The 16,096-nt window shown below is 41.3% G+C and carries 13 protein-coding genes; 5 read left to right on the plus strand and 8 right to left on the minus strand.

What is annotated here, in order from left to right:
• Positions 1–612 precede the first annotated feature (612 nt).
• Positions 613–921, plus strand: a complete 309-nt coding sequence (locus BV375_RS10120; RefSeq protein WP_086759995.1) for a WGxxGxxG family protein — start codon at positions 613–615, stop codon at positions 919–921.
• Positions 922–1,040: 119 nt separating this feature from the next.
• Here the strand turns inward: BV375_RS10120 and BV375_RS10125 are convergent, their stop codons facing one another.
• Complete coding sequence (locus BV375_RS10125; protein WP_086759997.1) at positions 1,041–3,704, minus strand: chloride channel protein; 2,664 nt, start codon at positions 3,702–3,704, stop codon at positions 1,041–1,043.
• Positions 3,705–3,866: 162 nt separating this feature from the next.
• Positions 3,867–5,267, minus strand: a complete 1,401-nt coding sequence (locus BV375_RS10130) for a hypothetical protein (RefSeq protein WP_086759999.1) — start codon at positions 5,265–5,267, stop codon at positions 3,867–3,869.
• A 301-nt stretch (positions 5,268–5,568) separates the two neighbouring features.
• Here BV375_RS10130 and BV375_RS10135 point away from each other — a divergent pair, with 301 nt between their 5' ends.
• Positions 5,569–6,780, plus strand: a complete 1,212-nt coding sequence (locus BV375_RS10135; protein ID WP_086760000.1) for a type I restriction endonuclease — start codon at positions 5,569–5,571, stop codon at positions 6,778–6,780.
• 128 nt (positions 6,781–6,908) lie between these two features.
• Here the strand turns inward: BV375_RS10135 and BV375_RS10140 are convergent, their stop codons facing one another.
• Together BV375_RS10140 and acsF are read right to left on the minus strand one after the other, a co-directional pair.
• Complete coding sequence (locus BV375_RS10140) at positions 6,909–7,442, minus strand: DUF6174 domain-containing protein (protein WP_243713902.1); 534 nt, start codon at positions 7,440–7,442, stop codon at positions 6,909–6,911.
• Positions 7,443–7,805: 363 nt separating this feature from the next.
• Entirely contained in the window at positions 7,806–8,882 is a 1,077-nt protein-coding gene (gene acsF / locus BV375_RS10145) for a magnesium-protoporphyrin IX monomethyl ester (oxidative) cyclase (protein ID WP_086760004.1), read from the minus strand.
• Between the two features lie 764 nt (positions 8,883–9,646).
• On the opposite strand from acsF, the gene BV375_RS10150 reads away from it, so the two are divergent.
• On the plus strand, positions 9,647–10,144 hold the full coding sequence (locus BV375_RS10150) for a TM2 domain-containing protein (protein ID WP_243713909.1): 498 nt from the start codon (positions 9,647–9,649) through the stop codon (positions 10,142–10,144).
• Positions 10,145–10,315: 171 nt separating this feature from the next.
• Here the strand turns inward: BV375_RS10150 and BV375_RS10155 are convergent, their stop codons facing one another.
• From BV375_RS10155 to hemW, 3 genes are all read right to left on the minus strand, one after another.
• A complete protein-coding gene (locus BV375_RS10155; protein WP_086760006.1) occupies positions 10,316–11,002 on the minus strand; it encodes a DUF2996 domain-containing protein in 687 nt (228 codons plus the stop codon).
• 259 nt (positions 11,003–11,261) lie between these two features.
• A complete protein-coding gene (locus tag BV375_RS10160) occupies positions 11,262–12,305 on the minus strand; it encodes a low specificity L-threonine aldolase (protein WP_086760008.1) in 1,044 nt (347 codons plus the stop codon).
• Between the two features lie 143 nt (positions 12,306–12,448).
• The gene (gene hemW, locus BV375_RS10165; RefSeq protein ID WP_086760011.1) at positions 12,449–13,633 is read right to left on the minus strand and encodes a radical SAM family heme chaperone HemW; all 1,185 of its coding nucleotides are present in this window, start codon (positions 13,631–13,633) and stop codon (positions 12,449–12,451) included.
• A gap of 252 nt (positions 13,634–13,885) precedes the next feature.
• Here hemW and BV375_RS10170 point away from each other — a divergent pair, with 252 nt between their 5' ends.
• Positions 13,886–14,962, plus strand: a complete 1,077-nt coding sequence (locus BV375_RS10170; protein ID WP_086760013.1) for a PIN/TRAM domain-containing protein — start codon at positions 13,886–13,888, stop codon at positions 14,960–14,962.
• Positions 14,963–15,067: 105 nt separating this feature from the next.
• Here BV375_RS10170 and BV375_RS10175 read toward each other — a convergent pair whose 3' ends face one another.
• Entirely contained in the window at positions 15,068–15,862 is a 795-nt protein-coding gene (locus BV375_RS10175) for an Rpn family recombination-promoting nuclease/putative transposase (RefSeq protein WP_086760015.1), read from the minus strand.
• Here BV375_RS10175 and BV375_RS10180 point away from each other — a divergent pair.
• A complete protein-coding gene (locus BV375_RS10180; protein ID WP_086760017.1) occupies positions 15,849–16,088 on the plus strand; it encodes a hypothetical protein in 240 nt (79 codons plus the stop codon). The two genes, BV375_RS10175 and BV375_RS10180, sit on opposite strands and share 14 nt — an antisense overlap.
• Positions 16,089–16,096 lie beyond the last annotated feature (8 nt).

Consider the following 16,096-nt stretch of genomic DNA (forward strand, 5'->3'; position numbering starts at 1 on the left):
TGACGTTATTTTCAGCTTAATACCTGTCCCTTTCCTTATCCCGAACTCAGGTTAAATAATCTTTGCTTCTCCTTGAGAAAAACTAGTATGCTCGTGCTTGAGCTTCTTACTGGTTTCACATTTTTACTGACAGTATTCAACACAATCAATAGCCTTGAGATACTTCCATTCACAACAATTAGGCTGGTTGCAAAAATCCGAATAGAGATAAAAGGAACCACAGATAAATATAGATGAACATAGATAAATAACGGTATTTATCTATGGTTTGATAAGCTGTTACAGTTTTAACTTGCATTATTAAGGCGGGCAAGATGCACACCCCACAAGATTTATAGACGTTTCAGATATGCAAACTTAGTGTGGTTTAGTTTATTGAAAACATTGACTTATGCAATAGGTCGATTGAATTTAAAAAACTTTTGGTAAGTTTTTCGTTGAGGTAAGTGCTGACGATCAAAAAATCAACCTTTAGGATTCTGCCAACAAAGCAACTAATAAAAAATGCGACTTTAAGTTGATATACATCTCCAGCTAACGAATGATTCTAGTTCCTAAAAAAATCCATAAGCTGTAACTATTGCTGAAAGAAATTCAAGTAGGGGCTTAATCATGAAACACTCTAATTTAACCAAAGTTTTAGGAAGTACAGTTTTAGCGCTAAGCTTAGCGATTGTACCTACAGTTGTACCTGCTTCTGCTCAAACAACTACCAATTCCGATAGCACAACTACAGGTACATCTACAGGTACTACTACCACAGACCGCCCTGTTACCGATGGTAACTATGCAGATGGTGATTGGGGCTTGCTCGGTTTACTCGGTTTGTTTGGTCTATTTGGACGCAAGAACCGCAAACACGATGAAACCGCTTATAGCAACCGTGATGTAGTAGGCTCTTCTTCACGTTCTAATTTTTAATACCAAGACATCCTGCAATTTCCCGTAAATCCTACCAAGAAGTTTAAGTTGCAGCCTGCCTTTGCAGGCTTTGTTTTTTTGTAAGAGTTAGGGTGTGGTAGGTTTTTTCGTTGATTGGTCTAATTGTTGATCGCACCTCTAACCAAAATCACTGTACTTTCCACACCAGAGGCGATCGCTTCGGGAATATTACCTTGAATCGCCTGCTGTAATAAGCCCTCACGGGAAGCCCCCAAAACTACGACATCATAACCTTCGGCTTTCACCAGGTTAATTACACCTTGGGAAACTGAATCAGCTTTGACTGGAGAAGCAACTACAGTACTAGATAATTTGCGACGGCGGATAAGGTGGCGAATGGCTTGTTCTAAAACTGTCATGTCTGGTGCTAACTCAGATGGTTTAAACACCCTTGTCAGTCGGATTTGGGGGTCTGTTCCCAATGTAACTAGAGCAGGAAGTAATTTAATTGCCATTCGTGCATTGGGTCCCCCTGCCATTGGCACTAGCCAGCTGTTGAAAGAGTGCTGATTATTAAGTGCTGAGTTTTTGCTTTTAACTCTTGAGTCTTGACTGTTGACATTTGACTGTTGACTATTACCTAGTTTCACCAACACAACATCGCAGGTGGCTTGGCGAATTATTGTATCAACAACAGTACCAAAAATACGCCCAGGGGTAGAAGTGTTACCTTTCCAGCCCATTAAGATCAAGTCGATGTGACGTTCGTCGATTGTCTCTAAAATTGCTTGAGCGACATCGTGAGCTACACGAATCTGTGTATGTAGAGGAATTTGCCACTTTTTCGCTAAGACTTCTGCTTGTCGTAATAAGCGACGACTTTTTGCTGTCCTGACTTGGGTTTCTGTGGGGGAGCTGTGGCGCGATACTAAAATAACTTGTACACACTCAATTTCATAGTGGCGATCGCTCGCAATGGCTGCGGCCATTTGTAGTAAAGTACCTGCTGTTTCAGGATTAGCGACTGTCACCAACAATCTACCTCTACCGATGCTTGGTGCTCGTGTTTGGTAAACCACATAAGATGGTTCCGGTTGTGGTCCCATAGTGGCATTGTCACAATTAAGATGGTCTGCTTCGGCTCGGATAATATCTGCACGGGTAATAATACCAATGAGTTTCCTTCCTTCCACCACTGGTAAGCGACTAATTTGATAGCGATCGAGCAAATAAAGCACATTACGCAGATTGTGTTTTGGTGTGACTGTCATCGGGCTGGGTGTCATAATTTCTCTGATGGCAGTATCGTTTGGGGAATTGCGATCGCGAATTTTGAGTAAATCTGTTTGAGTAACAATCCCTACTAGCTTGCCTTCTTCCACTATAGGAAACCCCCGATGATGGGAGCGAGAGAATGCTTGGATGGCTTCATCCATAGTCATATCGACATCAAGTGTTTCCACCCGTTGTTGCATTACATCTTTAGCAGTTAAAGTTGTGAGTATTCCCTCTATAGGAACGTTTGCAGCCAGTGTGATGCCGTTCAACTGTAAAAGTTTTTCATAAAGTGAACCTGGAACTACTTTCTCTGCAACTAAGTAAGATGCTACAGACACAATCATTAAAGGTAGCACCAGGTTAAAATCTGTAGTCATCTCAAACACAATCACAATTGCTGTGATTGGTACTTTAGAAACGGCGCTAAAAAATCCCCCCATTCCGGCTAAAGCATAGGTAGTGGGGGAACCTCCTCCCACAAGCTGGGACTCAAACACACCAACAATGTGTCCTAAACAAGAACCCAAGATGAGGCTGGGAGCAAATAAACCTCCAGGTGCGCCAGAACCAAACGCTACCAAAGTGAGAAGAAACTGAGCTACAAAAGCGATCGCTGCTAATAAAGCATTTGAGTCACCAGTAATTAAGTACTCACGCAAGCCTGTATTATCACGGAAAGAAGCAGGGAGCATTGCCACGACACAACCAGAAATAAAGCCAGCTAAAGCTACTCTTAGCGGTAAACTGACGTGCAATCTCCGATAAATTTTTATACTAAAAAGTAGACCTTGATGAAATAAGCCACCCAAAAATCCAGCTAAGACACCCAACAGTAAAAAAAAGGGAATTTCTGGAATCGAAAATTGACTGAGAGATTGAGTTAAGTGCAGATTTAGATCTAGACTACCGCCACCTAATAACCGAGAGATCACCCCACCAATAAACGAGGCGATAATTGCAGTTCCTAGAGTTATTCCCGATAAGTCTTGGAGTAACTCTTCCACGATAAACAGTACACCAGCGATCGGAGCATTAAAAGCGGCGGCTAAACCTGCACCTGCACCCGCAGCAATCATCTGCCGTCGATGATCTGGAGAAGTAGGAACCCAACGACTCATTCCGGCTGCCAAACCTGCCCCAACATGAACGGTAGGGCCTTGTCGCCCTAGAGTTATACCCGAACCTAAAGCGATAATGGCGCTGATTAACTTTACAGCTGCCACACGCCAAGATAGGGTCATCGGCACATTAGCCAACGTAGCTTTAACTTGAGGAATACCGCTACCTGACGCCTCCGGAGCAAACCGCTGCACTAGCCAGCCTGCGAGAAATCCAAAACCCATCCCAACTAAAGGTAACGCCAGCCATGCTGGTAAAATGCTGGCACTATGGACTCGCCATGTCCCCAACCATCCCGACCCCACTTTGAGAAATACCGCTGATAGGGCAGCAACAAGACCAATCACAGAAGCCTCTGCGATCGCTAAACCTCTTCTTGGCTGCCACAGACTGCGAAAGCGCTGAGTCAGAACAGGAAGCGACATACAAGTTTACATATTAAATTATTGATAAGTAAAATCATATTTTAGATTTGGTAATCTTTCTTACCGATATCTATAAAAGATTTCAATAAGTAGTCATTGGTCATTTGTCATTGGTCATTTGTTATTTATTATTTTTCAGTATTTCTGTGTTCCCGTTGCCCCTTATCTGTTACGAATCTGACCTTGCCAATTAATGTTTTGCTTTGCCGAACGTCCTCCTAATGAGCGAGTTGCTAGCACTTCTATATCAACTTTTACCCCAGGATTGAGGGCGGTAGCTGGAACTGGTAGCTTGCCTAAAGCGATAATAAAACGGTTATAGTCGCGGGTCACAAGTTCAGCCGGGATATCACCTTCATATACAGTTCGATAATCAGACAAGCCGGAAGAATTATCTTGTGCCCGAAATTTGACGCGAAACTGAGTCTGAATAGCATAAGATTTTGCTGCCAAATCTACTATTTTTAAGTTGAGATTTTGTTCTACACCAGCAAATTCTGCCACGGCTAACCGCGTTACATCTTTTTTAGGAATTGCATTATTCACAGTAAAGGTGGTCAAGTTGGCTTCAGTTTTGCTGCCACCTTCAATCCATAAATCTTCAGGAAAAGTAATTTCGACTTCTTTGTTGTCATTAAGATTCAGCTTTGCAACTTGATTACCAAAGCTCGTTATAGGTTGCTTCTCCTGCCAAACCAATTGAAAAGTCCCTTCTAAGCGTTGCTCAAACACTCGATATTCATCTGCGATCGCAGAACCAGGAGCAAGTAAAGAAGTTGCTCCGGTGCGGAGATTCCACTTATTTTTTGAGAGGTTGAATTGCTTTGCTGTAAGTTCCGAAATTGCTGTTTGTAAAGTTGGAATATCATCCGCCAAGGATTCTTTACCTTGAACAATACTCAAAGTTCCTAAGCTACCTCGGCTACCATTGCTACCATCATTGCCATATCGCCCATCGCTGCCATCGTGGCATCTATAGGTCTTTTCTGTACATTTATAATCTGGACTACCAGGAGTTCCTGTACAAGTTTTTACTTCCCATCTGCGTCTGCGACAATTACAACCGACTCCGCCATTAGCACCTCGTCCACCGCGTCCACCTTCGCCTCCTACTGCACGAACTGAAATTTTCCGTAAGTCTGCCAAGTTACTGTAATAGACGGTGAGAGAACCACCATTCCCCCCATCTCCGCCTTTACCACCATCACCACCAGCACCGCCATCCGGTGCGTGAATGTCGTGGGTTACATTATCTGGTTGATCACCGCAGTCAGGCTTATAACCACGTTGCCCATCTTCACCATCCTCACCATCCTGACCTGATATATCGAGATTGATTAGTGAACCGTCAACAGAAATAGTTTGGTTTTCGCCGTTACGACCACTTCTACCCGATCTTCCATCAGTTCCTTTGCTACCATCTGTGCCATAATCTCTGCCTGTTCTACCGTATTCTTCATGGGCAAATGCAGGACAGAAAACCGCTCCAGAGGCAGGCAAAAAGCCAGTAAATAAGCAGAATGTCAATAGCAGTGGCAGCTTACTCGAAAATCCCTTATGCATCGGTGGATATTTAAATTATTGCAACTATTTCGTCATCTGACGCTGATTTCCAGGATTTTGCTCCCGATTATCAAGTGGTGCTTGATACTAATTTCTTTAATCTGTGACAAGTGCGATCGCATACGTAGCTAAGTTATGAATGTTACAGCCTGGTAGCCATTCGGGAATACTTTTATAGGAGTGAATAGGAAGGCGATCGCACTAAAATCTTGCAATCAACCGTACTACATCATCTTACAATCACTTCTATTTTGTAAAAAATATTGCATCAATAAATACTTAACTATCAGGAGCAAGCAACATGGGATTCACTGAAGATATTTCCAGGCTATCTGAACAAGTGCGTAAGCGAGCTGATCAGGTTGTTGGTGAAGAAGCTACTAAGATGGCACTAATTGTCCCTTTCTTAAGCGCTCTTGGGTATGATGTCTACGATCCAAGCGAAGTAATGCCGGAATATGTAGCGGACTTTGCTACTAGAAGAGCAGGGCAGTTTGAAAAGGTAGATTATGCTTTAGCTATTAACGGTACTAAAGTTATGCTTGTAGAGGCAAAAGCCCGTGGACAAAAAGCCGAAGCACATGATGGGCAATTGAGTAAGTATTTTAATGCACTTGTGACAACAAAAGTAGCTATTGTCACTAACGGTATAGAATATCGTTTCTTTACTGATCTGCGTGACAAAAATGTCATGGATAAAGAGCCATTTTTCACTTTTAGTATCCTTGAATTTGAATCAAAAGATATTGATAACCTCAAATTTTTCCATCGTGACAATTTTGATGTTGCAGCAATTGCCAGCCATGCTGGAGAAATGGTTTATGTAAAAGGTATGACTCAGCTTGTAGATAATCTTTTACGTTCTCCCTCTGATGAGTTTATTCGCTTTTTGGTGTCTGAACTTCGGACTTCTGCTCCAAGATATGAATTTGAAGGTAAAATTAATACCAGGGTTATTGAGAAATTTAAGCCTATCGTTAAAAAGTCTATTCAGGGAAGTTTACTTTCATTAATGACAAGCTCACTGAGCCGGGAAATGGCTCAACCAGAAGAAATCGAAGTAGAAGCAGAAGTTGAGGAAGACGAGAAACAGCAAGAAAATCTAGAATCAAAAATAGTAACAACGGCTGAAGAAATTGAAGCTTTTGAAAAAATACAAGCGATTACAAAAACTTCAAAAAATTATAATTTTGAAATTAAATACAAAGACACTACTTCCTATCTGGGGATAAATCTTGGTAAAACTACCTGGTGGTTTCTGCGGCTGTATCTGTCTTCTCAGAAGAAAAGTATTATTACTCGGCTGACTGTAAATGAAGTTAAGTCTTTAGCACCAAATATTGAAGTTCAGGAAGTAACTGCTTCGTTAGGAGATGCAGCGTCAAAAGTAACTATTTCTTCTGTAAGTGATATCGATAAGCTTGCATCACTTATTCTCAGATGTTACGAGGTAGAGGCTGCCAAACATCAAGTAGTATTATCAAATGTAATTAGAATGGAAAAATCTGCTTAGAGCAACTCGTCTAAATAAATTTAGACGAGTTGAAAAACTTTGTAGATATGGGTGGGTGCGTATTGCCCACCCTACTTATTTATTATTTTTTACAAACGATTGAGAATTGCCATAATATTTCAAATTAATTACTGAAGAGGTGTGAATCCACTAACAGTAATTTTCCTGCCAACAAAACCAATTAATGTGCAATACTCCCCCAGAATTTGACTGCGCCAGTAACCAAAATATAACCAGCGTTGTTGTGGCTTTAATCGAAATTCAAGTTGATTTGGGTATCCATATTTAGCATCATAAATTGCATCTATACCCACTGGCCCATCGCAGGCACATCCATTTGGCCCGCATTCTTTGCCATTGACCGCAGATTCAATTTGAGCGAACAACTCAGCCACAGTTTGCGGAGGTATGATTGAGCAAGTATTTTGTTTAACAGCAATTACTTTATGCTCTTTAATTTCCACCTCTTGCTGGCAATCATGCTGGGAATAATTAAGAGTTAAACGATAATGTGTAACATTCTGTGCTTCCCATTTTTTCTTGGCTGCTGTTAATTGTTTTATGGATGTATTGCTGAATAATGTATAGTTAGTAAAAATTGCAATTCCACTAGTTAAAAGTATGGTAATAATAAGTGCCCATCGCAGCTCGGGTTTATTCATAACAGCCATATTTTTTATATATAGTTAACTCTGGAATATTTTCGGATATTTTAAAACACAAGATTTCCCGCTCACATTCCGGAGGTGATATCATGTCCGGCAAATTAGTTGTGATATGTCATTGCGAGTGCAAAGAAGTGGAACGAAGCAATCGCAAGGGTTTTGGGATTGCTTCGCTTCGCTCGCAATGACAACTGTTTAACCGCACATGATATGAATTAGAAAATCTGGTTATAAGTGCGATCGCAACTTCAGAACATCCCAGTGCATTATAAAAAGATAGTGACTGACACGCGCAGCGCAACAAAAAAGTGGCTCTGCGATCACACAGAACCACTAAAAATTAAGTAAAACCGTTATCAATTAACGGGCCATACCTTGAGCAGAAACAGCATCAATTGGTTTCATCAGGTACAACCGTAGCATGTGCCAACCAATGGAGGTTAAAATTGGTAACTTCTGGAAGAATTGCAGGAATTTAGGAGTTTTAGAATTAGTGATCGCGTTCAATTTTGCCATCTTTTCCACACAATCATCTAACCGCTGATAAAACTCTGGATTCTCTACATCCAGTATCAACGGGAAAACTCTTCCTGCGGTTTCATTAGTCTTTTTGATCACATAGATGTCGTATTCCCGCGCATCCAGACCAATTGACGCGTAAAAGTCTTTGCGCTGGATGTCATTGAGATACATTGTCACAAATACTGACAACAGGAAGAACCGACTCCATAGCCTTGCCTTCCAATCATTCAACATTTGCGGTTGGGATTTCATTATTGCATCGAAGAAATCACCATGACGGTTTTCATCCTGACACCAGTTCTCAAAGAACCGGAAAATCGGATAAATCCGGTCTTCAGGATGTGCTTCTAAATGACGATAAATGGTGATATACCGCCAATAACCAATTTTTTCTGAAAGATAAGTAGCGTAAAAGATAAATTTTGGCTTAAAGAAGGTATAGTCCCGACTCTTTGTCAAAAACCCTAAATCTAGGGAGAGATTAAAATCTGACATCGCTTTATTCAAAAAGCCTGCATGACGTGCTTCATCCCGTGACATCAAGTTGAAGCATTCTGCCAAAACTGGACTTTTGTCCTTCAAGCGGCGTCCGAGTTCTTTATATAGCAAAAACCCAGAAAACTCGGCTGTACAAGAACGTTCTAGAAATTCAACGAACAAACGGCGAGTTTCCCCATCAATATGATCCCAGGATTTTTCAAACTCGGCATCCCGAACAAAATGATGGCGGTTATAGTCTGCACGAAACTCTTCGAGAATGGCTCTTAACTCGTCTTCGTTGACGGAGATATCCATCCGCGCCATTTCATCAAAGTCGGTTGTGTAAAACCGGGGTGTTAATAGTGTTTCTTTTGCCGGGACCTTGATCCCTGGACGCAATTCTTCAAAGCCTGGTTTTTTTAGGGAATCTACCATGTCTTAATTGCTCTTTTGTCTTTATTATCTTGAGTACACCAGAAAGCCAAAGTCAGTCTTTGACAAGGCGCAACTAGATGACAATAAACCATTTGTATAAAATTCAGTCTACCAAGGTGCTGGATCAAAACAGGTAGAAGAAACGTTAAGAGTTGCAACAATACTTCAATGTTGGTGGAACTAAGAATTGGCGATCGCTAGTCTATTGATGAGAAACCCCAGATCGGCCCCTAGTGCATTTGCACACGCCCAGACTGTCGAAACTGTAAAATTTTTGTAAAACAACCATACTAGCAAAGCTATCAATGAGTAATTATTCGGATAAGGTGCGCATAGGCTGGGAGCGACTCCAAAAAGCTGGCAACGACCCGGAATTACTGGGTTACGCTTTGGTTAGTTTTCACGGTGCTTTAGAAGACTATTTTCGGGACTGGCTGGCGGCAAATCATTCTGTTGAGGCGGAAACGCGTTACAAAGTCTTAGACCGACAAACAGCGCACTGGCAAGAGTTAATGGATTTGATGCAACAGTATGGCAATCTAAGCTACGAGGCGCGTAGTCGTATCATCAACGGCAACAGGCTGTGTCAGGAGGTTGCTCACGGTAATCGATTCCAAGGAACACGTGCCGATGTAGAAGACTACGGCAAATTTGTTCAAAAACTGATTGCCAATCCTTACGTAGCAGCTCCTACTTCACCAAATGGGAACGCTACCAGCTATAAGCCTACGAATGCATTACAGGTAAATAGTTTATCTGAGGCTTTGAGAAACGAAATTAATCGTAGCAACAACAATCCAGTTATTACTTCCTACTTATTGTGTGCAGTTGGTTTTGTAGGTATAGGAGGACTGCACCGTTTATACAACGGCAAAATATTAACGGGTTTTTTATGGCTGTTTAGCGGTGGTTTATTTGGCGTAGGGCAGTTCGTAGATCTTTTCCTTATCCCTCGGATGGTAGAAGAATACGAACAACAACTCAGAGCCAAAGCAGGGGTATCTCCCTTTGGTGTGCCACTACACCAGCCAGTAGTTGCGACCTCGACTTACCGTCCTAATGGTAACCAACTCATGGTTAAACTGATTGAAGCAGCGGAGAAGAATGGTGGCTCTCTCACTGTTACTCAAGGTGTCAAAGCAACAGGAGTCGGCTTTGCTGAAGTGGAAAAAAGCCTCAAGGAGATGTTCAAATCAGGTTATGTAAGAATAGATAACGACCCCATTACTGGAGCCGTCACCTACCATTTCCACGAACTTTAATTGTCATTTGTCATTTGTCTAAAACTAATGACCCTTCAGGTACTCTACGAGAACCCCTGCGGGGAACATCAGTTGCTCATGGGGAAAACCCCATCGCCCTTGGCGTCTCCCCTTGGGAGAAGAACGCACTGGTTCACCAATGACGAATGACTAATGACCAATGACTCTTGACTAATTTCTACCTAGCCACTTTTGACCGTTCAAGCGCTGCACTAAACCAAATACCAACAAGTCAAGAGTAATTTTACGTTCATCAATTAAGAAGGACTCAAGAGTGCTAGGTTTTTTACCTTCATTACAAGAAAATCCTTTTTTACCTTGAATATCTTCCTCAGGGAAATAAAGGTTAAATTGGCGCAAACCATTTTGCCAACTTCCTATAAGCTGCCACCATTCTTCAGCGGATTCAAAGCCAGTGATGGGAACCTTCTGTTTCGCAAAAGACAGCTGTAAATCTGACACCCCCTGCTGATTAATCGCCTTTTGCACGGCTGGCAAGTAATCTTGCTGTATGAACTCTACAAAGGGCTTATCTTCTAAAGCTGGGGCTTTTTCCTTTTTTGCGGCGGCTTTAGCGGCGGGTTTTTCTTCTGCATCAGCTTTAGCGGCAGGTTTTACCCCTGGTGCTTTAGCAGCAGCGGGTTTTTCTCGCTTGGGGGGTGCAGTTGTGGTTTTAGCAGCATTCGGGTTAGTTTCTGGGTTCGCTGCTTTGGGATCTGGCGCGTTGGCAGTAGGGAGGTCTGTCGCTACTGGTTCGTCGGTGCTAGGAGCGTGTTCTTCAGCGACACTGGGGGCCTGTTTGTCAACAGTGCTGGGAGCTACCTCTCCCGCTTCATTATGATTGGTTGGTTCTGCCATAGCTCAGGTCAATCCTTTATCTAGCTTTCAGAGCGATCGCTCACCTTAAAAGTATTAGTCACTTTTATTTTGGCATAGGAGAGCTTGGCTATAGCTAGTAAACATAATTTCCTCGCGCTACTCTAAATTCAAGTAGCGTGTGTCAGGTACACTCACCAGTGAGGTTTTTGAGTATTGCACGAATTTTTACGCCGTAACGCATTGCCTGCGTTTTCATGAAGCGTTATGCACCCCACAGACTTAAGATTTACTTTATAAATCAACTCTCAGCGATCGCACTTTTTATATCATTGACCAATTCATCAATTCTTAATTGGGTTGTATTCCAAGAAGACATAAAACGGACTCCTCCCACACCAATAAATGTATAAAACTGCCAGCCTTTTGCTTTTAAAATTTGAATGGCATGTTCAGGTAGTTTGGCAAAAACAGCGTTTGCTTCTCTAGGAAACATCATTTCAACGCCATCTATGCTCAATAATTTATTCTCCAGATATTCAGCACATTGATTTGCATGTCGCGCATTTTTCAGCCACGCGCCAGTTTCTAATAAACCCAACCAAGGAGCAGAAATAAATCGCATTTTTGAAGCTAATTGCCCTGCTTGTTTGCAGCGATAGTCAAAATCTTCGGCTAAACCTTTGTTAAAGAAAATTATAGCTTCACCTAATGCCATTCCATTTTTCGTACCACAAAAACATAGCACATCTACACCGCTCTTCCAAGAAATTTCCGCAGGGCTTTTATTCATGGCGGCGACTGCATTCGCAAAGCGAGCACCATCCATATGAATTTTTAAGTTATGCTTGCTAGCAATTTCTTTAATACTTAAAAGTTCGTCAATCGAATACAAAGTTCCTACTTCAGTAGATTGGGTAATGCTAATAACTTTTGGTTTGGGATAATGAATATCAGTGCGTTTAGTGACTAGTGATTCTATAGCTTCTGCTGTTAACTTGCCATTTTCGCCTTGAGCTAGTAGTAATTTAGAACCATTAGAAGCAAACTCCGGTGCGCCACATTCATCCGTTTCAATGTGAGATGTTTCATGGCAAATTACGCTGTGATATGACTGACAAAGTGCAGCTAAAGATAGCGAATTTGCTGCTGTACCATTAAAGGCAAAAAATACTTCGCAATCAATTTCAAAGAGTTCACGAAAATAATCGGTTGCTTTTTGCGTCCATTCATCATTACCATAAGCAGGAGCACTACCTTGATTAGCTTTAAGCATGTATTCTAGTGCTTCAGGACAAATCCCAGAGTTATTATCGCTAGCAAATTGTTCTAATTGATTATTCATAAATTTTGTTCTAAATTTAATCTATTCGCTAGATCCGCTGCTAGCGTTTTTAAATTAGTAAAAATTGATTGGCTACTTAAGCTACAATCTCATTCCAAACTCTAGTCTTGGCAAATTTTCACAACATTGTGCTTCTTCACAGTTTACTCACTCAATTCTGCAAACAACTCTGCTAACACAACATTAGAGAATAAAAACCCTTGGGGATCGCTCAAACGCAACCTTTCCTCAACAACTTTTACCCAACCTTTCACCAAATACGGCTGTAAAAACTTGTAAATTTCCTCTACCTTCTTCTCTCCAAACTCCGCCGCCAACTTCGCTAAACTCACACCTTCAGCCAAACGCAATCCTAACATTAAGGTTTCTAACAAAACCTCATTTGAAGGTGTTACTTCACAATCAATTACAGCCCCAGCTTTTACCCATTGGTAATACTCCTTAGTCTTACGCGGACGAGTGAACCGCTTCTCCTCAACATAACTAGCCGCACCCATACCAAAACCATAATAAGGACGATTTTCCCAATAAACCCGATTGTGCTGACATTGATGACTAGGCTGGGCATAATTAGAAATTTCATAATGCTCATAACCTGCACTAGTCAAAACTTGCTGTGCCATTTGGTACATTTTGACTGTGGTTTCATCTGTGGGCAAAGGGAGATCGCCTGGTTTGTAATAACGACCAAAAGCTGTACCTGGCTCAATGGTAAGGTCATAGATAGAGATGTGCGTTGGAGATATCCCTACAGCTTTTGCTAGTGAATCCTGCCAACAATCCAAAGACTGATGTGGTAAACCAGAAATCAAGTCTAAACTAAATTCGGGAATCTCGACTTTGCGGACTAATTCCACTGCTGCAAAAATATCTGCAATTGAGTGCGATCGCCCAGCAACTTTTAGTAAGTCTTCTTGAAAAGCTTGTACACCCAGACTTACGCGATTCACCCCTAAATTACGGTAACCTGCTATATGTGCTAAATCGAACGTGCCAGGGTCCATTTCCATTGAAATCTCTGCCCCTGGTAAAATACCAAAACGCCTTTCTAGCGCTTCTAGTATTTGCTGTAACTGGTCTATTGAGAGTAACGAAGGAGTACCACCACCAAAGAAAATAGTCTTTAAGGGTTGACCAAATGTCGGTGTAATGCTGATTTCTTGAGATAGTAGTTCCACATATTGAGAGATAGTACCAGATGTTTCACCACGCAAGCGATCGCCCACAACAGATATGGGAAAATCACAATAAAAGCACCTACGCCTGCAAAATGGAATATGCACATAAGCAGAATTAGGAATGCTATAAAAATTAACTTTTTGATCCATTGTGAGAAAGAATAAAATTAATCATACTGAGAATTACAAACGATAAAAATTAGTAGTTTATTTACAGGTTTTATCGTTTTACAACAAAACGATGAAGAATATTAAGTTAAAACTATTTCGTTATAATATTTGCAGATATTGCCTGCTTAAACCCCTAGAGTTAAGTAAACATTTATCAATCTGTTTTGCCGATGAAATAAAAAATACTTACACTCTCTCGGTTAATACCAGTTGCAGGAAAACAACAAAACCATGCTGGATGCAATTATTATTCTCTCATTTATCCTAGCAGCAGCGGGAATAGGGTTCTATAGCATTGAACTACTACCCAATGGCTCGCTAGACCGGGTGACAAACTTAGAAGCTTTACGCTTCGTTGTTGCCGTCTTTAGCGCTATTATTGGCGGTGCAGTTGGGCTGAGTTTCCAAACGACATATCGTCGCTTAGAAGCACAAGTCCGAGAAATGCCTCTGGAAATGATCTTAACGCGGGCGATCGGTTTAGTGATTGGACTATTGCTAGCTAACTTGATGCTAGCCCCGCTATTTTTGCTACCTATTCCACCTGATTTTAGTTTTATTAAGCCATTAGTGGCAGTTGTCGGCAGTATTATACTGGCTGTCACTGGCATGAATTTGGCTGATACCCACGGGCGAGGTTTATTGCGATTCATTAATCCCAACACCGTAGAAACGATGGTAGCGGAAGGGACACTCAAACCTGCCAATACTAAAGTTTTAGATACTAGCTGTATTATTGATGGTCGCATTGAAACCCTTTTAGAAACCGGCTTTCTAGAAGGGCAAATTATCGTACCGCAATTTGTCTTGCAAGAATTGCAACAAGTAGCTGATGCTAGTAAAGACCAAAAGCGGGTGCGAGGAAGGCGAGGACTAGAGATTCTCAACCGCATCAAAGAAGCTTATCCCGATCGCATTCTTATTAACCCAGCAGACTACGAAGATATTCCCACCGTAGATGCGAAGTTAGTGCGATTCGCTCAAGAAATCAACGGTACGCTACTAACTAACGACTACAATCTATCGAAAGTTGCTAGCGTGCAGAAAGTACCAGTATTGAATGTGAATGATTTAGTTAACGCTGTGCGTCCCACCTATTTACCAGGTGATAACCTTGATTTGAAGATTCTCAAGGAAGGCAAAGAACCCAGCCAGGGAATTGGCTACTTAGACGATGGCACAATGGTTGTCGTAGAGGAAGGTAGTAGTTATGTAGGTGGTGAACTGCGAGTTGTAGTCACCAGTGCTTTGCAAACTACAGCAGGACGCATGATTTTTGCTAAACCACAGGCTTCAGCATTGGCATAAGACAACAGAATGTTTAATTCATGTGAATTTAGCGATCGGTGCAGGTTAACTGCACCGATTGTTTATTATATTCATGAGACTAACTTAATCAAGAAATAATGAACATTATTGGTTATCGTCGCTTCCTAATTCCGCCTGTAAATTTTCTAACCGATCCGTTGATAAGCCTGTAACATTTGCTATTTGTTCTAATGGCATACCAGTATTAATTAGATTTCTGGCCACTTCAAGTAAAGCCTCAGCTTTACCTTCGGCTTTGCCTTCCGCCTTACCCTCTTCTAAAATATCTTGATAAATCACTGATTCACGCATAATATCTGACCTCAAAACTCGTTTGATGACCTCTTTATCTAATACTAAACCAGCTAAAACTGCTGTAGCAGCAGCGATATTAGTTTGAGCTTTTAATTCCGTTATGGTGTTAATTTGCTGTGCGACATCATTAAGAACCACTTCTGGATCAATTGTACTACTTAATGCAGCAAAAGGTAAAAGTCCGGGCGTTCTTATAAATACTTCAGTCGGTTGTTCCCAAAGTCTGATAACTGTAAATTCATGGTGCGTCTTAGGAATTGAAAATGTATTTTGTTGCACCAAATCTGAATTCGTCTGTTTCAGGTAAATTACGACTTGATGCATTGCTTTTTTTGGGAAGCGACGATAAACGCGAACTCGATAATCTAGCATCCGAAAAGGAATTTCAGCATCGGCTTGTGTTTGAAATTTTAGATGCAATACATTTTGTGCTGACTGTAGCAAAATTAGAGCATCGGCACGAATGGGTTCAAGAGATAATTCTTGAGGGCTAAGTTCAGTTAAAGTGATAGGTTCTCCTAACAACCAGGTGGCGAAGTCGGAGGAGAAGTTTTCAGCGAGGAATTTGCAAATGTTGTCAAACATCTTGCAATTTTACCAAGTAGTGTATCAATGCTGTATTTGGATAAGTAAAATGCGAGTTAAATTGTGCGATCGCTGTAGTCAATCTGCACCAATTTTGTACAGGGTGAAATATGAACAAGGCGGACAATGGATATTTGTTTGCCCTGACTGTTGGTCTTCAGTAAGTGACAACAACCCATTTTATGTTTACGGAGGAACGTGGAAAGCTCAGAAAAATAAAAAGTAAGAAAAAGA

This window comes from Nostoc sp. 106C (assembly GCF_002154725.1).
Taxonomy (GTDB): Bacteria; Cyanobacteriota; Cyanobacteriia; order Cyanobacteriales; family Nostocaceae; genus Aulosira.